General features: G+C 75.2%; 1 protein-coding gene. It reads left to right on the top strand.

The window, feature by feature from the left end; genetic code table 11:
- The first annotated feature begins 3 nt into the window (after positions 1-3).
- Positions 4-20,223 (top strand): type I polyketide synthase, encoded by a 20,220-nt coding sequence (locus tag HYE82_RS00565; RefSeq protein ID WP_218782121.1) that lies wholly within the window; start codon positions 4-6, stop codon positions 20,221-20,223.
- Positions 20,224-20,380: the final 157 nt, after the last annotated feature.

Here is a 20,380-nt window from a genome sequence, read left to right as displayed (position 1 = left end):
GTGATGACCACCCCGAACGAAAAAGTCGTTGAAGCGCTGCGGGCCTCCCTCAAGGAAACCGAGCGGCTGCGCCGCCGGAACCAGGAGCTCACCGACGCCTCCCGCGAACCCATCGCGATCGTCGGCATGAGCTGCCGCTTGCCCGGCGGAGTCGCCTCGCCCGAGGACCTGTGGAAGCTCGTCGAGAGCGGCGGCGACGCCATCTCCGGCTTCCCCGCCGACCGCGGCTGGGACGTCGAGTCGCTGTACGACCCCGACCCCGACCACCCGGGCACCACCTACACCCGCCACGGCGGATTCCTGTACGAGGCACCCGAGTTCGACCCGGCCTTCTTCGGGATATCCCCGCGCGAGGCCCTCGCCATGGACCCGCAGCAGCGCCTCCTCCTGGAGACCACCTGGGAGGTCTTCGAGCGCGCCGGCATCGACCCGGCGAACCTCCGCGGCAGCCGGGCCGGCGTCTTCGTCGGTGCGTCCGCCAACGCGTACGGCGCCGGCTCGGGCGACCTGCCCGACGGGGTGGAGGGACACCTCCTCACCGGCACCGCCTCCAGCGTCGTCTCCGGCCGCCTCGCCTACGTGTTCGGCCTGGAGGGCCCCGCCGCCACCGTCGACACGGCCTGCTCGTCCTCCTCCGTCGCCCTGCACATGGCCGTCCAGGCCCTCCGCCAGGGCGAGTGCTCCCTGGCCCTGGCCGCCGGCGTCACCGTCCTCGCCGGCCCCGACGTCTTCGTCGAGTTCAGCCGCCAGCGCGGCCTGTCGCCCGACGGCCGCTGCAGGTCCTTCGCCGCGGCCGCCGACGGCACCGGCTGGTCCGAGGGCGTCGGCGTCCTCCTCGTGGAACGCCTTTCCGACGCCCGCCGCAACGGCCACCGCGTCCTCGCCCTCGTCCGCGGCTCCGCCGTCAACCAGGACGGCGCCAGCAACGGCCTCACCGCCCCCAACGGGCCCGCCCAGCAGCGCGTCATCCGCCAGGCCCTCGAAAGCGCCCGCCTCACCGCCGCCGAGGTCGACGCCGTCGAGGCGCACGGCACGGGCACCCGGCTCGGCGACCCGATCGAGGCGCAGGCGCTGCTGGCCACGTACGGGCAGGACCGGCCGGAGGGCCGGCCGCTGTGGCTGGGCTCCCTGAAGTCGAACATCGGGCACACCCAGAACACGGCGGGCATCGCCGGCATCATCAAGATGGTCATGGCCATGCGGCACGGGGTCCTGCCGAAGACCCTGCACGTCGACACCCCGACCTCGCACGTCGACTGGGAGGCCGGCGCGGTCTCCCTCCTCACCGAACAGCAGCCGTGGCCGGAGACCGGACGCCCCTACCGGGCCGGCGTCTCCGCCTTCGGCGTCAGCGGCACCAACGTCCACACCATCATCGAGCAGGCACCGGAGGCCGACCGCGCCCCCGGGCAGCAGCCCGACGGCACCGCACCGCAGCCGGCGCCGCGGGCCGTGCCGTGGCTGCTCTCGGCGAAGGGCCGGGACGCCCTCCGCGAGCAGGCGTCACGGCTCCTCGCCTACGCACGCGAGCACGACGGGGCCGCGCCGCTCGACATCGCGTGGTCGCTGGCGACGGGCCGGGCCCGGTTCGAGGACCGCGCGGCGGTCGTGGCCGCGGACCGCGAGGGCCTGCTGGCCGGTCTCGCCGCGCTGGCGGAGGGCGGTTCCGCGGCGGGCGTGGTCACGGGCTCGCCGGTCGGTGGGAAGGTCGCCTTCCTGTTCACCGGGCAGGGCAGCCAGCGCCTCGGCATGGGCCGTGAGCTGTACGACTTCTTCCCGGTGTTCGCGCAGGCGCTGGACGCGGTGTGCGAGCGGCTGGAACTCCCGCTGAAGGAAGCCCTGTTCGGGTCCGACACGGAGCTCCTGGACCGGACCGAGTACACCCAGCCGGCCCTGTTCGCGATCGAGGTCGCGCTGTTCCGCCTCGTCGAGTCGTGGGGCCTGAAGCCGGACTTCGTGTCCGGTCACTCCATCGGCGAGATCGCCGCCGCGCACGTGGCGGGCGTGCTGTCCCTGGACGACGCGTGCACGCTGGTCGCCGCCCGTGGTCGGCTGATGCAGGCGCTTCCGGCCGGTGGTGTGATGATCGCGGTGCAGGCGTCGGAGGACGAGGTCCTGCCGCTGCTCGGCGAGGGCGACCGGGTGAGCATCGCCGCGGTCAACGGCCCGCAGTCGGTGGTCGTGGCCGGTGACGAGGACGCGGCGGTCGCCGTCGCGTCCGGTTTCGAGGCGCAGGGCCGCAAGACCAAGCGGCTGACGGTCAGCCACGCGTTCCACTCGCCGCACATGGACGGCATGCTCGACGACTTCCGGCAGGTGGTGGCGGGGCTGTCCTTCGCCGCGCCGCGGATCCCGGTCGTGTCGAACCTGACCGGTGCCGTCGTCACCGACGAGATGGGCTCCGCCGACTTCTGGGTGCGGCACGTCCGCGAGGCCGTCCGCTTCCTCGACGGCATCCGCACCCTCGAAGCCGCCGGTGTGACGGCCTACGTCGAGCTCGGGCCCGACGGGGTGCTGTCCGCCCTCGCGCAGGAGTGCGTGGCCGAGGACGCCGTCTTCGTTCCCGTGCTCCGCAAGGGCCGAGACGAGGCCGAGGCGCTCACCGCCGCCCTCGCCCGGGCCCACGTCCACGGCATCCGGGTCGACTGGCAGGCCTTCCTCGCCGGCACCGGCGCCCGCCGGGTCGACGACCTGCCCACCTACGCCTTCCAGCGGCAGCGCTACTGGATCGAGCCGGGAAGCCGCATCGGCGACCTCACGGCGGCCGGCCTGCAGGCGGCCGCGCACCCGCTGCTCGGCGCCACGGTCGCACTCGCCGACTCCGACGGCTTCGCCTTCACCGGAATGCTGTCCGCCGCCACCCACCCCTGGCTCGCCGACCACCAGGTCATGGGCAGCGTCCTGCTCCCCGGCACGGCCTTCGTCGAGCTGGCGGTCTGGGCCGGTGACCAGGTCGGCTGCGACACCCTTGAGGAGCTGACCCTCGAAGCGCCGTTCATCCTGCCCGAACGCGGAGGCGTGCAGCTCCAGATCAACGTGAGCGCACCCGACGCCGACGGCTCCGGCCGACGCTCCTTCAGCCTCTCCTCCCGCCCGCAGGACAGCGCCACCGACGAGCCCTGGACCCGGCACGCCGACGGTGTCCTCGCCCGCGCAGCCGTCCCCGCCAGGTCGGTGTTCGCGGCCGGGCAGTGGCCCCCGGCCGACGCCGAACCCCTCGCCACGGACGGCCTCTACACCGACCTGGCCGGGGTCGGCATGGGCTACGGCCCGGCCTTCCGCGGCCTCACCGCCGCCTGGCGGCACGGCGACAGCGTCTACGCCGAGGTCGCCCTCCCCGAGGAAACCGCCGCCGCGGCCCGGGACTTCGGCCTCCACCCGGCGCTGCTGGACGCGGCCCTGCACACCCTGGGCCTCGGCGTAGCGGGCGGCACCGAGGGCGAGGGCCGGCTCCCGTTCGCCTGGAGCGGTGTGACCCTCCACGCGAGCGGCGCCGACGCCCTGCGCGTCCACCTCGCCCCGACCGGCGCGGGCGACGGCGTGCGCCTGGAGATCGCGGACGTGACGGGCGCGCCCGTCGCGACCGTCGACCGGCTCGTCCTGCGGGCCGTGTCGGCCGAGCAGGTCCGGGCCGCCCGCACCGCCCACCACGAGTCGGTGTTCCGCACGGAGTGGACGGCGCTGCCCGCCGCCGCTGCGGCCGACCCGGATGCGGACGAGGACCTGCGCGGCAGCTGGGCGGTCCTGGGGGCCGACGTCCCCACCACCGTGCTCGGCCCGGACACCGACCGGATCGCCGTCTACGCGGACCCGGCCGAGCTCGCCGCCGCGGTCGACGCCGGAGCACCCGTCCCCGACGCCGTGTTCGCCACCTGCGCACCGGCCGGATCCGCCGCGCCGGAACTGTCCGCGGAGGCCGTGCACCGGGCCACGCACCACGCCCTCGCCCTCGCCCGGACCTGGCTGGGGGAGGAGCCGTTCACCGGCGACCGGTTCGCCGCCACCCGCCTGGTCGTCCTCACCTCCGGCGCGGTCGCGGCCGGCGACGGCGCCACCGGCACCGTCACCGACCCCGTCCACGCGGCCGTCCGCGGCCTGCTGCGTTCCGCCCAGGCCGAGAACCCCGACCGGCTGCTGCTGCTCGACACCGACGGCACCGAGGAATCCGTACGCGCCCTGCCCGCCGCCCTCGCAGCCGCCCGGGCCGCAGGCGAGCCGGACCTCGCCCTGCGCGACGGCACCGCCCTCGCGCCGCGCCTCGCCCGCGCGGCCCGGCAGCCGGAGGGGGCCGAGCAGGAAGAGCAGCAGCCGGCCGCGGCCGGTGTCCGGTACGCGCCGGAGTCGACCGTACTGATCACCGGCGCCGGGGGTCTCCTCGGCGGGCTGATCGCCCACCGCCTCGTCGCCGGGCACGGCGTACGGCACCTGCTGCTCGTCGGCCGCCGCGGCGGCTCCACCCCCGAGGCCCAGCGCCTCGCCGACGAGCTCACCGCCGCGGGCGCCGCCTCGGTGACCTGGGCCGCCTGCGACGTCGCCGACCGCGACGCACTGGCCGCCGTCCTGGCGGCGATACCCGCCGAGCACCCGCTCGGTGCGGTCGTCCACACCGCCGGCGTCCTCGACGACGGCCTGATCACCTCCCTCACCCCCGACCGCCTGTCCGCCGTCCTGCGCCCCAAGGCCGACGCGGCCGTCCACCTGCACGAGCTGACCCGGGACCAAGACCTCTCCGCGTTCCTGCTCTTCTCCTCCATCGGCGGTGTCTTCGGCGGCGCCGGCCAGGGCAACTACGCGGCCGCCAACGTCTTCCTCGACGCCCTCGCCCACCACCGCCGGTCCCTCGGGCTCCCCGCCACCTCCCTGGCCTGGGCCCTGTGGGCCGACGGCTCGGGCATGGCCGGCAGCCTCACCGAAGCCGACGTCAGCCGCATGACCCGCGGCGGACTTCCCCCGCTCACCTCGGCCGAGGGCCTCGACCTGTTCGACCTCGCGCACCGCCTCGACGAGCCCGTACCCGTCCTGATGCGCATCGACCCCGCCGGGCTGCGCACCCAGGCCCGGGCAGGGGCCCTGTCCCCGCTGCTGCGCGGGCTCGTCCGCGTCCCCGCCCGCCGGTCCGCGGGCGCCGCCGCCGCCGGCGCGGCGGGCGCCTCCGGTCTGCGGCAGCGCCTCGCCGGCCTCCCGGCCGCCGAGCAGGAGCGCACGCTCCTCGACCTCGTCCGCAAGCAGGTCGCCTCGGCCCTGGGCTACCCGAACGCCGCCGCCGTCGAACCGGGCCGCTCCTTCAAGGAGCTCGGCTTCGACTCGCTCACCGCCGTCGAACTGCGCAACCTGCTCGGCGAGGCCACCGGCCGCCGCCTGCCCGCCACCCTCGTCTTCGACTATCCGACGGCCACCGCCCTCGCCCGGTACCTCCACGAGGAGCTCTTCGGCGACCTCGCCGACGACGCCGCGACCGGAGCGGGCGCGGCCGGAGCCGGCCGCCTCCCGGCCCGACGGCGGGCCGCCGCCTCGGCACGCGCCGCCGCCACCGACGACGACCCGATCGCCATCGTCGCCATGAACTGCCGTTTCCCCGGCGGCATCACCTCCCCCGAGGACCTGTGGCGGATGCTCGCCGAGGGCCGCGACGGCATCACCGCCTTCCCCGCCGACCGCGGCTGGGACCTCGACACCCTCCACAGCGACGACCCCGACCGCGAAGGCACCAGCTACGTCCGCGAGGGCGGCTTCCTGCACGAGGCCGCCGACTTCGACGCCGCCTTCTTCGGGATCTCCCCGCGCGAGGCCCTCGCCATGGACCCGCAGCAGCGCCTGCTGCTGGAGACCACCTGGGAGACCTTCGAACGGGCGGGCATCGACCCGACCGCCCTGCGCGGCAGCCGCACCGGCGTGTTCGTCGGCTCCAACGCCCAGGACTACCTGCAGCTCTGGCTCGACGACGGCGACGGCCTCGAAGGCCACCTCGGCACCGGCAACGCGGCCAGCGTCGTCTCCGGCCGCATCTCCTACACCTTCGGCCTGGAGGGGCCGGCCGTCACCATCGACACGGCCTGCTCCTCGTCGCTCGTGACCCTGCACCTCGCCGCCCAGGCCCTGCGCCGCGGCGAGTGCGCGATGGCCCTCGCCGGCGCGGTGACCATCATGTCCACGCCCGGCGCGTTCACCGAGTTCAGCCGCCAGCGCGGCCTGGCCGGGGACGGCCGGATCAAGGCGTTCGCCGCGGCCGCCGACGGCACGATCTGGTCCGAAGGCGTCGGCCTGCTGCTCCTGGAGCGGCTCTCCGACGCCCGCCGCAACGGCCACCCCGTCCTCGCCGTGGTCCGCGGCACCGCCGTCAACCAGGACGGCGCCTCCAACGGCCTCACCGCCCCCAACGGCCCCTCCCAGCAGCGCGTCATCCGCGAAGCCCTCGCCGATGCCGGCCTCACCGCCGCCGAGGTCGACGCCGTCGAGGCGCACGGCACGGGCACCCGGCTCGGCGACCCGATCGAGGCGCAGGCGCTGCTGGCCACGTACGGGCAGGACCGGCCGGAGGGCCGGCCGCTGTTCCTCGGCTCGGTGAAGTCGAACATCGGGCACACCCAAGCCGTCGCCGGCGCCGCCGGCGTCATCAAGATGGTCATGGCCATGCGGCACGGGCTGCTCCCGCAGACCCTCCACATCGACGAGCCGACGCCCTACGTCGACTGGACCGCCGGCGACATCGAGCTCCTCACCGAGCAGCGGGACTGGCCCGAGACCGGGCGCCCGCGCCGCGCCGGCATCTCCTCCTTCGGCTACAGCGGCACCAACGCCCACGCCGTCCTCGAACAGGCACCGCAGCACACCGCCGAACCGGCGTCCGCGGAGCCCCTCACACCGACCGGGTCCGGGCTGCCGGTCCTGCCGTGGACGGTCTCCGGCCGCACGGCGGCAGCCCTGCGCGCCCAGGCGGCGCGCCTGCGCCCCGCCGCGGCCGACGCGCTGGCCGCGTCCGGCGCCCGGGGCGCGCTCGACCTCGGGCACTCCCTGGCCGTGCACCGGGCCGCCCTGGAGCACCGCGCGGTGCTGTTCGGCGAGCCGTCGGACGGCGAGGCACTCCTCGCCCGCCTGGACGCCCTCGCGGCCGGCGAGCAGGCTCCGGGGCTGGTGCAGGGCTCGGCGTCGGGCGGCGGGCTGGCCTTCCTGTTCACCGGGCAGGGCAGCCAGCGGCTCGGCATGGGCCGTGAGCTGTACGACGCCTGCCCCGTGTACGCCGAGGCGTTCGACGCCGTCTGCGAGAAGCTCGCACTTCCGCTGAAGGACGTGCTGTTCGGGACGGACTCGGCCCTGCTGGACCGCACGGAGTGGACCCAGCCGGCGCTGTTCGCCGTCGAGGTGGCACTGTTCCGCCTCGTCGAGTCGTGGGGCGTACGGGCGGACTTCGTGGCCGGCCACTCGATCGGTGAGATCGCGGCCGCGCACGTCGCGGGCGTCCTGTCCCTGGACGACGCGTGCACGCTCGTCGCGGCTCGCGGCCGGCTGATGCAGGCGCTCCCGGCCGGCGGCGCCATGATCGCCCTGCAGGCCTCGGAGGACGAGGTCCTGCCGTTGCTGACGGACCGGGTGGGCATCGCCGCGGTCAACGGCCCGCAGTCGGTGGTGGTCGCCGGAGACGAGGACGCCGCCGTCGCCCTCGCCGAGTCGTTCGGCGGCCGGAAGACCAAGCGGCTGACGGTCAGCCACGCGTTCCACTCGCCGCACATGGACGGCATGCTGGACGACTACCGCGAGGTGGTCGAGGGCCTGTCCTTCGAGGCCCCCCGCATCCCGGTCGTGTCGTGCCTGACGGGTGCCGTCGTCACCGACGAGATGGCCTCCGCCGACTTCTGGGTGCGGCACGTCCGTGAGGCGGTCCGCTTCCTCGACGGCGTACGCGCCCTGGAAGCCGCCGGTGCGACCACCTTCATCGAGCTGGGCCCGGACGGTGTGCTGTCCGCCCTCGCCCAGGAGTGTCTGACGGGCGCGGCCGACGTCGCCTTCGCGCCGGTACTGCGCGCGGGACGGCCGGAGGCGGAGACGGCGGTCGCCGCCGTCGCCCGGGCCTACGTGCGGGGCGTGGAGGTCGACTGGTCCGCGTTCTTCGCCGGCACCGGTGCGGAGCGCGTCGAGCTGCCCACGTACGCCTTCCAGCGGCAGCGCTACTGGCCGGAGAAGTCCGCGGCGCGCGGCAGGACGGCTCCCGCCGTGGCACCGGGCGCGGTGGACGCCCGGTTCTGGGAGGCGGTGGAGCACGGGGACCTCGCGTCCCTGGCCGCCGAGCTGGAGGTGGACGCCGACGCGCCGTTCAGCGAGCTCGTCCCCGCCCTGTCCGCCTGGCGGCGCCAGGGGCAGGACCAGTCCGAGGTGGACGGCTGGCGCTACCGCGTGTCGTGGAAGCCGCTGGCGGATGCCGCGGCCGGTGGGGTGCGGCTGTCCGGCGCCTGGCTGGTGGTGACCCCTGCCGGCGGTGCCGACGGTGTGTCGGCCGTGGCGGAGGCCCTGGCCGGCCGAGGGGCCGAGGTCCGGCAGGTGGTGGTCGAGCCCGGTGCCGACCGTGGTGCTGTGGCCGGACTGCTGGCCGAGGCCGGATCGGTGGCCGGTGTGGTGTCGCTGCTCGCGCTGGACGAGGCTGCCGATGTCGTTGCGACCGCCGTGCTCGTCCAGGCGTTGGGTGATGCGGGGGTGGAGGCGCCGCTGTGGTGCCTGACCCGTGGCGCGGTGAGCGTGGGTCGCTCCGACCGCCTCGTCTCTGCGGTGCAGGCCCAGACGTGGGGCCTGGGCCGGGTGGCCGCGCTTGAGGTTCCCGCGCGCTGGGGCGGTCTGGTGGATCTGCCCGAGGTGTGGGACGAGCGGGCCATGGGCCGGCTGGTCGGCCTCCTGGCCGGTGGTGCGGCCGGTGAGGACCAGGCCGCGGTCCGGTCGTCGGGCGTCTTCGGACGCCGGCTCGTGCGGGCGGCCCGCGCGGAGGGCTCCGCGTCCTGGACGCCGTCCGGGACGGTGCTGGTGACCGGCGGCACGGGTGCTCTCGGTGGGCGCGTGGCCCGCTGGCTGGCCGGTGCGGGTGCCGAGCGGCTGGTGCTGACCAGCCGGCGGGGCGCCGACGCGCCCGGCGCGGCCGAACTGGCCGCCGAGCTGTCGGAGCTGGGCGTCGAGGTGTCGGTCGTGGCGTGCGACGCCGCCGACCGGGATGCCGTGCGTGCCCTGCTGACGGCCGAGGCCGAGACCCTGACCGCGGTCGTGCACACCGCCGGTGTCCTCGACGACGGCGTGCTGGACGCCCTGACCCCCGAGCGCTTCGAAAGCGTCCTGCGGGCCAAGGCGACGTCCGCGCTCCACCTCCACGAGCTGACCGTCGAGCTCGGCATCGAGCTCTCCGCGTTCGTGCTGTTCTCCTCCATGAGCGGCACGATCGGTGCGGCCGGGCAGGCCAACTACGCCGCCGCCAATGCCCACCTGGACGCGCTCGCCGAGCAGCGCCGGGCCGCGGGCCTGGCCGCGACCTCCCTCGCCTGGGGTCCGTGGGCCGAGGGCGGCATGGCCGCCGACGAGGCCCTCGAAGCCCGGATGCGCCGGGGCGGCGTACCGCCCATGAACGCCGACCTCGCCCTCACCGCGCTCCGGCAGGCCGTCGGCTCCGACGACGCAGCCCTGACGATCGCCGACTTCGACTGGGCGACGTTCGCGCCCGGCTTCACGGCGGTACGCGCAGGCCGACTGCTCGGCGACCTGCCCGAGGTCGAAGCCGCCACCGCAGGTACGCAGCCCGCAGGCGACCGTACCGACCGCTCGGGTGTGCCGCTCGCCGCGCACCTCGGGAGCCTGACCGAGAGCGACCGGGAGCCGTTCCTGCTCGACCTCGTCCGCACCCGGGTCGCCGAAGTGCTCGGCCACTCCGGTGCCGAGGACGTCGAGGCCGGCCGGGCCTTCCGTGAGATCGGCTTCGACTCGCTCACTGCCGTCGAACTCCGCAACCGGCTCGGCGCGACCACCGGACTGCGCCTGCCGGCGACGCTCGTCTACGACTACCCGACGCCGGCCGCGCTCGCCGCCCACCTCCTCGCCGAACTCCTCGGCACGCACGCCGCGGCCACCGACCAGGCGGCCGCGGCCGCCACCGCCGACGACGACCCGATCGCGATCGTCGCGATGAGCTGCCGCTTCCCCGGCGGGGTGCGCACTCCCGAGGACCTCTGGCAGCTGCTGGCGTCCGGCACCGACGCCATCTCGGACCTCCCGCTCGACCGCGGCTGGGACCTCGACTCCCTGTACGACGCCGATCCGGGCGCCGAGGGCACCTCGTACACCCGGCAGGGCGGCTTCCTCTACGACGCCGCCGACTTCGACGCCGACTTCTTCGGCATCTCGCCCCGCGAGGCCCTCGCCATGGACCCGCAGCAGCGCCTGCTGCTGGAGACCTCCTGGGAGGCGTTCGAACGGGCCGGCATCGACCCCGAGAGCCTGCGGGGCAGCCAGGCCGGCGTGTTCGTCGGCACCAACGGCCAGGACTACCTGTCCGTGCTCCTGGAAGACCCGTCCGGTCTCGAAGGCCACCTGGGCACGGGCAATGCCGCGAGCGTCGTCTCCGGCCGCCTGTCGTACGTGTTCGGCCTCGAAGGCCCGGCGGTCACCGTCGACACGGCCTGCTCCTCCTCCCTGGTCGCCCTGCACTGGGCGATCCAGGCGCTCCGCAACGGCGAATGCGACCTCGCCCTCGCGGGCGGTGTGACGGTGATGTCGACGCCCGGCACGTTCATCGAGTTCAGCCGGCAGCGCGGGCTGGCCGCGGACGGCCGCATCAAGGCCTTCGCGGCCGGAGCGGACGGTACGGGCTGGGGTGAGGGCGTCGGCATGCTGCTCGTGGAGCGGCTGTCGGACGCCCAGCGCAACGGCCACCCGGTGCTGGCGGTCGTGCGCGGTTCGGCTGTCAACCAGGACGGCGCGAGCAACGGCCTGACGGCGCCCAACGGGCCCTCGCAGCAGCGCGTGATCCGTCAGGCGCTCGCGAGCGCCGGTCTGTCGGCCGCGGACGTGGACGCCGTCGAGGCCCACGGCACGGGCACCACCCTGGGCGACCCGATCGAGGCACAGGCGCTGCTCGCCACGTACGGCCGGAACCGCACGGACGGCACGCCGCTGCTCCTCGGCTCCATCAAATCCAACATCGGGCACACGCAGGCCGCCGCCGGCGTCGCGGGCGTCATCAAGATGGTGCTGGCCATACAGCACGGAGTGCTGCCCCAGAGCCTCCACATCGACGCGCCCTCGCATCGGGTGGACTGGGAGGCGGGCGAGATCGAGCTGCTCACCGAGCGCCGCGACTGGCCCGAGACGGGCCGTCCGCGCCGGGCCGGCATCTCCTCCTTCGGCTTCAGCGGCACCAACGCCCACACGATCATCGAGCAGGCCCCGCCGGCGCAGACGGCACCCGAGGCGGAGGAGAACCCGCTGCCCCTGCCCCTGCTGGTCTCGGCGAAGAGCGAGGCGGCACTCCGCGCCCAGGCCGACGGCCTGCACGCGCGGCTGCTCGCCGACCCCGCACTCCGTCCGGCCGACGTCGGCGCGACCCTGGCGACCGGACGCTCCGCCTTCGAAGAGCGCGCGGCGGTGGTGGCCGCCGACCGGGCGGGCCTGCTCGCCGGCCTCACGGCGCTGGCGGCGGGCGACTCGGCGGCCGGGCTGGTCACGGGCTCGCCGGTCGGCGGCAAGGTCGCCTTCCTCTTCACGGGGCAGGGCAGCCAGCGCCTCGGCATGGGCCGTGAGCTGTACGACGCGTTCCCCGTGTTCGCGGATGCCCTGGACGAGGTGTGCGCCCGGTTCGGCCTCGACGTGCCGCTGAAGGACGTCCTGTTCGGAACGGACGCGGCTGTGTTGGACCGCACGGAGTACACGCAGCCGGCCCTGTTCGCCGTGGAGGTGGCGCTGTTCCGGCTCGTGGCGGGTTGGGGCCTGAAGCCGGACTTCCTGTCCGGCCACTCCATCGGTGAGATTGCGGCCGCGCACGTCGCCGGAGTTCTGTCCCTGGAGGACGCGTGCGCCCTGGTGGCGGCGCGCGGCCGGCTGATGCAGGCGCTCCCGGCCGGCGGGGCCATGATTGCCGTACAGGCCTCGGAGGACGAGGTCCTGCCCCTGCTCGCCGGGACCGACCGGGTGAGCATTGCCGCGATCAATGGCCCGCAGGCGGTCGTGGTCGCGGGTGACGAGGACGCGGCCGCCGCCATCGCCGAGGCCTTCCAGGCCCAGGGTCGGAAGACCAAGCGGCTGACGGTCAGCCACGCGTTCCACTCGCCGCACATGGACGCCATGCTCGACGACTTCCGTCGCGTGGTCGACGGCCTGTCCTTCGACGCCCCGCGCATCCCGGTCGTCTCCAACCTGACCGGCGCCCTCGTCTCGGACGAGATGGGGTCGGCGGACTTCTGGGTGCGGCACGTCCGGGAGGCGGTCCGCTTCCTCGACGGCGTCCGCGCCCTGGAGGCCGCAGGCGTGACGACGTACGTCGAGCTCGGGCCGGACGGCGTGCTGTCCGCCCTCGGCCAGGAGTGCGTCCGCGAGACCGGAGCCGCCTTCGTGCCCGCCGTACGCAAGGGCCGTCCGGAGGCCGAGACGGTGATGGCCGCCCTGGCCCGGAGCCATGTCCGCGGGATCCCCGTCGACTGGCAGGCCGTCTACGGGGCCGGTGCCGTACGGGTCGACCTGCCGACGTACGCCTTCCAGCGCCGCCGGTACTGGCCGGAGGCCGCACTGGTCCAGCGGCGCGTGGCCGCGGGCAGCGGCTCGGCTGCGGACGGCCTGCGCTACCGGGTGTCGTGGAAGCCGCTGGCCGATGCCGCGGCTGCCGCGCGACTGTCCGGTGCCTGGCTGGTGGTGACCCCTGCCGGCGGTGTCGACGGTGTGTCGGCCGTGGTGGAGGCCCTGGCCGGCCGAGGGGCCGAGGTCCGGCAGGTGGTCGTCGAGTCCGGTGCCGACCGTGGTGCCTTGGCCGGTCTGCTGTCCGAGGCCGGATCGGTGCCGGTCGCCGGGGTGGTGTCGCTGCTCGCCCTGAACGAGGACGCGGGCGTGGTGCCCACGGCCGTGCTGGTCCAGGCGTTGGGCGATGCCGGGGTGGAGGCGCCGCTGTGGTGCCTGACCCGTGGCGCGGTGAGCGTGGGACGTTCCGACCGGCTCGTATCGGCGGTGCAGGCTCAGACGTGGGGTCTGGGCCGGGTGGCCGCCCTGGAGCTGCCCGAGCGTTGGGGTGGTCTGGTCGACCTGCCCGAGGTGTGGGACGAGCGGGCCATGGCCCGACTCGTCGGCCTCCTCGCCGGCGGTGTCGCCGGTGAGGACCAGGGCGCCGTCCGCTCCTCCGGGGTCTTCGGACGTCGGATCGTCCGCGTCTCGGCCAGCACCTCCGAATCCTGGACGCCGTCCGGGACGGTGTTGGTGACCGGTGGTACGGGTGCCCTCGGTGGACATGTGGCGCGTTGGCTGGCCGGTGCGGGTGCCGGGCGGCTGGTGCTGACCAGCCGCCGGGGTGCGGATGCGCCCGGTGCCGCGGAACTGGCCGCCGAGCTGGCGGAACTCGGCGCCGAGGTGTCGGTCGTGGCGTGTGACGCCGCCGATCGCGACGCCCTGCGGACGCTGCTGGCGGCGGAGGCCGAGAACCTGACGGCGGTCGTGCACACCGCCGGTGTGCTCGACGACGGCGTCCTGGACTCCCTGACGCCGGACCGTTTCGAGAGCGTCCTGAGGGCGAAGGCCGTGTCGGCGCTCCACCTGCACGAGCTGACCGTCGAACTCGGCATCGAACTCTCCGCCTTCGTGCTGTTCTCCTCCGTCACAGGGATCTGGGGAACCGCCGGTCAGGCCAACTACGCCGCCGCGAACGCCTACCTCGACGCCCTCGCCGAGCAGCGGCGTGCCGCGGGCCTGGCCGCGACGTCGATCGCGTGGGGCCCGTGGGCCGAGGGCGGCATGGCCGCCGACGAGGCCCTCGAAGCCCGCATGCGCCAGGGCGGCGTACCGCCGATGGCCGCCGAGTCGGCCCTCGACGCCCTCCAACGCGCCCTCGACGCACACGACACCGTCGTCGCCGTCGCGGACGTGGACTGGGAGCGGTTCGCCCCCGGCTTCACGACGGTGCGCCCCAGCCGCCTCCTCGCCGAACTGCCCGAGGCCCGCGGCGCCTTCGCATTCGCCGGCCGCGCCGGTGGTGAGGGGCCGGGTGACACGTCTGCGGGCGGCCGTCACTCCCTCACGGAGCGGCTGGCGGGTCTCACCGCGGCCGAGCGGGACCGGCTGCTGCTCGACCTCGTGCGCAAGGAGGTCGCGGCGGTCCTCGGCCACGCCGGCGCGGACAGCATTGCCGCGGGACGGGCGTTCAAGGAGCTCGGCTTCGACTCGCTGACCGCCGTCGAGCTGCGCAACCGGCTCGGCGCGGCCACCGGACTGCGCCTCCCGGCCACGCTGATCTACGACTACCCGACCTCCGCCGACCTGGCGGACCAGCTCCGGGCCGAACTCCTCGGCACCGAAGCCGAGTCGGCCGCCGCCATCCCGGCCGTCCGAGCCGCCGCCGCCGACGATCCGATCGCGATCGTCGCGATGAGCTGCCGCTTCCCGGGCGGGGTCCGCACCCCCGAGGAGCTCTGGCAGCTGCTGGCCGCCGGCGGCGACGCCATCGGCGAGTTCCCGGCCGACCGCGGCTGGGACGCCGAGGAGCTGTTCGGGCCGCGGCTCGGGCAGGACGCCTCGTACGCCCGCGAAGGCGGATTCCTCTATGACGTCGCGGAGTTCGACCCGGCGTTCTTCGGGATCTCGCCGCGTGAGGCCCTGGCCATGGACCCGCAGCAGCGGCTCCTGCTGGAAACCTCCTGGGAGGCGTTCGAGCGGGCCGGCATCGACCCCTCGTCGGTGCGGGGCAGCCAGACCGGTGTCTTCGTCGGCACCAACGGCCAGGACTACCTGTCGCTCGTGCTGAACTCCGCCGACGGCGGCGACGGCTTCATGAGCACCGGCAACTCCGCCAGTGTCGTCTCCGGCCGGCTCTCCTACGTCTTCGGGCTCGAAGGCCCGGCCGTCACCGTCGACACCGCCTGCTCGGCGTCCCTCGTGGCACTGCACCTCGCCGTGCAGGCGCTCCGCAGCGGCGAGTGCTCGATCGCGCTCGCCGGCGGTGTCACCGTGATGTCGACGCCGGGTGCCTTCGTCGAGTTCAGTCGGCAGGGCGGGCTCGCCGCGGACGGACGGATCAAGGCCTTCGCGGCCGGTGCGGACGGCACGGGCTGGGGTGAGGGCGTCGGCATGCTGCTCGTGGAGCGGTTGTCGGACGCGCAGGCCAACGGCCACCCGGTGCTGGCGGTCGTGCGCGGTTCGGCCGTCAACCAGGACGGCGCGAGCAACGGTCTGACGGCGCCCAACGGGCCCTCGCAGCAGCGCGTGATCCGCGCCGCCCTGACGAGTGCCGGTCTGTCGGCCGCCGAGGTCGACGTGGTCGAGGCGCACGGCACCGGCACCAAGCTGGGCGACCCGATCGAGGCGCAGGCGCTGCTGGCCACGTACGGGCAGGACCGTTCGGCGGACCAGCCGCTGCTCCTCGGCTCGATCAAGTCGAACATCGGGCACACGCAGGCCGCGGCCGGTGTCGCGGGCGTTATCAAGATGGTCATGGCCATGCGCCACGGAGTGCTTCCGCAGACCCTGCACGTGGACGAGCCCACCCCGCACGTCGACTGGACCGCGGGCGACATCGAGCTCCTCACCGAGCAGCGGGCCTGGCCCGAGACCGGGCGCCCGCGCCGCGCCGGCGTGTCCTCGTTCGGCGTGAGCGGTACGAACGCCCACACCATCCTCGAACAGGCGCCGCCGACGGCCACGGCTCCCGAGCCGGCCGATTCGGCAGAGCCCGAGAGCCCCGGCACCTGGCCGTGGATCCTGTCGGGCCGGACGGAGACGGCCCTGCGTCAGCAGGCCGCCCGGCTCCTCGCGCACCTCGACGGGCACGGCGAGCTGCGGCCTCTGGACATCGGCCACTCGCTCGCGGCCGGCCGGGCGGTCCTCGACCACCGCGCCGTGATCGTCGCCGAAGCGGGGGAGGAGTACCGCGAGGCGCTGACCGCGCTCGCGGCGGGCGACTCCGCCGCCGGGCTCACCCAGGGCGTTGCGCGGGCGGAACGGCAGGTGGCCTTCCTGTTCACCGGGCAGGGCAGCCAGCGCCTCGGCATGGGGCGCGAGCTGTACGGCACCCACCCGGTGTTCGCGGACGCGCTGGACGCGATCTGCGCCCGTATGGACGCCCACCTGGAACTGCCTCTGAGGGACGTGCTGTTCGGCGCGGACGCCGAGCTGCTGGACCGGACCGAGTACACCCAGCCGGGGCTGTTCGCGGTCGAGGTGGCGCTGTACCGGCTCGTCGAGAGCTGGGGTGTGCGCCCGGACTTCCTGTCGGGTCACTCCATCGGTGAGATCGCCGCCGCGCACGTAGCGGGCGTCCTGTCGCTGGAGGACGCGTGCGCCCTGGTGGCGGCGCGCGGCCGCCTGATGCAGGCGCTGCCCGCCGGCGGGGTGATGGTCGCGGTCCAGGCCTCGGAGGGCGAGGTCCTCCCGCTGCTCGGCGACACAGACCGGGTGAGCATCGCCGCGGTCAACGGGCCGCAGTCGGTGGTCGTGGCCGGTGACGAGGACGTGGCGGTCGCCATCGCCGCGCACTTCGAGGCGGAGGGCCGCAAGACCAAGCGGCTGACGGTCAGCCACGCCTTCCACTCGCCGCACATGGACGGCATGCTGGCCGACTTCCGCAAGGTGGCCGAGCAGCTCACGTACGCGGCCCCGCGCATCCCGGTCGTCTCCAACCTGACCGGCGCCCTCGCCGGCGACGACATGGCCTCGGCCGACTTCTGGGTCCGGCACGTCCGCGAGGCCGTCCGCTTCCTCGACGGTGTCCGCACCCTGGAAGCCGCCGGCGTCACCGCGTACCTCGAACTCGGGCCCGACGGCGTGCTGTCCGCGCTCGCCCAGGACTGCCTGACCGCCGACGGCAGCACCGACAGCGCCGTCTTCGTGGCCCTGCTCCGCAAGGGCCGGCAGGAGGCCGAGTCCCTCGCCGCCGCCCTCGGCCGGGCCCACGTCCAGGGGGTGACGGTCGACTGGACGGCGTACTTCTCCGGCACCGGCGCCCGGCAGGTCGACCTGCCCACGTACGCCTTCCAGCGAGAGCGCTACTGGGTCGACTCCTTCGCCGCGGCCGAGGACGCCGCCTCGCTCGGCATCGCAGCGGCCGGGCACCCGCTGCTCGGCGCCGCCGTCGAACTGCCCGGGACCGGCGGCTTCCTGTTCACCGGCCGGCTCTCCCGCCGGACGCACCCGTGGCTGGCCGACCACGTCGTGGCCGATTCGGTGGTCGTCCCGGGCGCGGTCCTCGTCGAGCTCGCGCTGCGGGCCGGCGATGAGGCCGGCTGCGGGCACCTGGAGGAACTGACCGGCGAGGAGCCGCTCGTCCTCCCCGAGGACGGAGCCGTACAGCTCCGGCTCACCGTGGGCGGAGCCGACGACACCGGCCGCCGCCCGGTGGAGATACACAGCCGCACGGAGGCGGGCGAGGGCGACGGGCCGTCCGGCGGGGCCTGGTCCCGGCACGCCACCGGGTTCCTCACCGCGGACGCGGCCGAGGGCGCCGGTGGGCCCGCCGAGGCCCACAGCACCGCACCCTGGCCGCCCGCCGACGCCGACGAGGTCCCCGTCGACGCGGTCCGCGACCGGCTCGCGGCCGCGGGCCTCCACCACGGGCCCGCCCTCAGGACCCTGACCGGTGTCTGGGTACGGGGCGAGGAGGTCTTCGCGCAGGCCCGGCTGTCCGACGGGCTGCGCGCCTCCGCGGGCGGATTCGCCCTGCACCCGGCCCTGCTCGACACCGCCGTCCAGGCGCTCGCGGCGACTGCCGACACCGGCGACTCCGCCGCCCGCGAAGCCCTCACCTGGCGCGGGATGGCGCTGCACGCGGTCGGCGCGGACAGCCTGCGCCTGCGGATCACCGCCCGCGCCGGCTCCGGCACCGTGTCCGTCGAACTGGCCGACGAGCAGGGCGCGCCGGTCGCGTCCGTCCGGGAGATGGTGACCCGCGAGCTCGACGCCGAGCGGTTCGCGGCGGCCCCGGACGGAGCGTCGCCGGACGGGCTGTTCCGTCTCGACTGGGTGCGTACGGCGGCGCAGGCCCGCCCTGCTGCTGCGACCCTCGCGGTCATCGCGTCCTCGGGCACCGCCACCGACACGCAGGCCGGTCTGGGTGCCGCGCTGGGGCGGGCGGGGGTTCCCGCCGCCGCGTACGAGGACCTCGGCGCGTTGGAAGCGGCCGTCGCGGCGGGGAAGCAGCCGCTGCCCGACACCGTGGTCGTCCCGTTCATGACGCCCGCCGCCACTGCCGCCACCGGAACCGCCGGCATCTCCGCACCGGACGCCGACCGCCTCGCGCAGGACGCGCGGGAGGTGACGCACCGCGTGCTCGCGACCGTGCAGGGCTGGCTGGACAACGGCCGCTTCGCCGGTGCCCGCCTGGCCGTCGTCACCCGCGGCGCGGTGGCCGCCCACGGGGACATCGAGGCGGGCGACCTCGCCCACACCCCGGTATGGGGCCTGCTGCGGGCCGCACAGACCGAGCACCCGGACCGGTTCGTCCTCGTCGACCTCGACGACGCCGAGGCCTCCGCCCGGGCCCTGCCCGCCGCCCTCGCGTCCGCCGAACCCGAACTGGCCGTACGCGGCGGCGCCCTGTACGCACCCCGCCTGGCCCGGGCGGACGCCCGGACGGCGGCCACCGGTGAACCGGCCGGCCGCATCGACACACGCGGCACGGTCCTCGTCACCGGGGCCGGCGGCGGCCTCGCCGGCCTCCTCGCCCGCCACCTGGTCGCCGAGCACGGCGTACGGCACCTGCTGCTCACCGGCCGCCGGGGCGCCGACACCGACACCGCGCCCGAACTCACGGACCAGCTCGTCGCGTTGGGCGCCGAGGTCACCTGGGCCGCGTGCGACGTCGCCGACCGGGAGGCGCTGGCCGCGCTCCTGGAGTCCGTACCGGCCGAGCGTCCGCTGACGGCGGTCGTGCACACCGCGGCCGTGCTGGACGACGGCATCGTGGACCTCCTCACCCCCGAGCGCGTCGACCGGGTCCTGCGGCCCAAGGTGGAGGGGGCGCTGCACCTGCACGAGCTCACCCGTCACCTCGACCTGTCGGCGTTCGTCCTGTTCTCCGCCGCCGCCGGCACCCTCGGCGCCGCAGGCCAGGCCAACTACGCCGCGGCGAACGTGTTCCTCGACGCCCTCGCCCGGCACCGGCGGGCCCGCGGGCTTGCGGCCCTGTCCCTGGTGTGGGGCATGTGGGCCGAGGAGCGCGGCATGGCGGGCCGGCTCACCGAGGCGGAGCAGGAACGCGCCGCACGCGGCGGAGTCACCCCGCTGTCGGCGGCGGAGGGCCTGGCCCTCTTCGACGCCGCCCTTGCCGCCGGGGACGACGAGCCGGTCCTGCTGCCGGTCGGCCTCGACCTTCCGACCCTGCGGGCCCGGGCGGCGGACGGCGGGCTCCTGCCCGTGTTCCGCGGTCTGGTCCGGACACCTGTCCGGCAGCGGCGCACGGCGTCGCCGGTCCCCGGCGCGAACGGCGCGGCGGACACGGCCGCGACCGCGTCCACCGGAACCGGCGCCCAGACGCTCACCGAACGGCTGGCCGGCGTGCCGGCGGCCGAACGGGAGCGGACCGTGGTGGACCTGGTCCGCAGCCAGGCGGCCGCCGTACTCGGGTACAGGTCGGCGGAGGCCATCGGAGAGGAGCAGGCGTTCAAGGAGCTCGGCTTCGACTCGCTGACCGCCGTCGAACTCCGCAACCGGCTCGGCGCGGCCGCCGGCTTCCGGCTGCCCGCCACCCTGATCTACGACCACCCGACCCCGGCGGCCCTCGCCCGGCACCTGCTGGACGAGGTCGCCCCGGACGGCACGGCAGAGCGGAAGCTCTCCGTACTGGAGGAACTCGACCGCCTGGAGAGCACCTTCTCCTCGCTGGACCCGGCGGAACTGGCCGCGGCGGCCGGCGACGACGCGGCCCACGCACGCATCGCGGTGCGCCTCCAGACCCTCCTCGCCCAGTGGAACGACGCCCGCCGCACCGACGGCGCGACGACCACCGCGGACGAGATCGAGGACGCGAGCGACGACGAGCTGTTCGCGCTCATCGACAAGAAGTTCGGCCAGGGCTGAACCCCACCCACCCCCAGGCCGTACCGCCGGAACCCCTGTTCCGGCGGTACGGCCACCGCCTTCCCGAATTTCCTCAAATATCCTCGGGCCCCCGAGGTCCCAGAACTCCCTTGAACTTCCTTGCACTCTCCTGAGTCCCACCGCGGTCTCGACCACG

The organism is Streptomyces sp. BR123, from assembly GCF_013401435.1.
Classification (GTDB): domain Bacteria; phylum Actinomycetota; class Actinomycetes; order Streptomycetales; family Streptomycetaceae; genus Streptomyces.
This window is presented reverse-complemented; position numbering and strand designations above follow the sequence as displayed.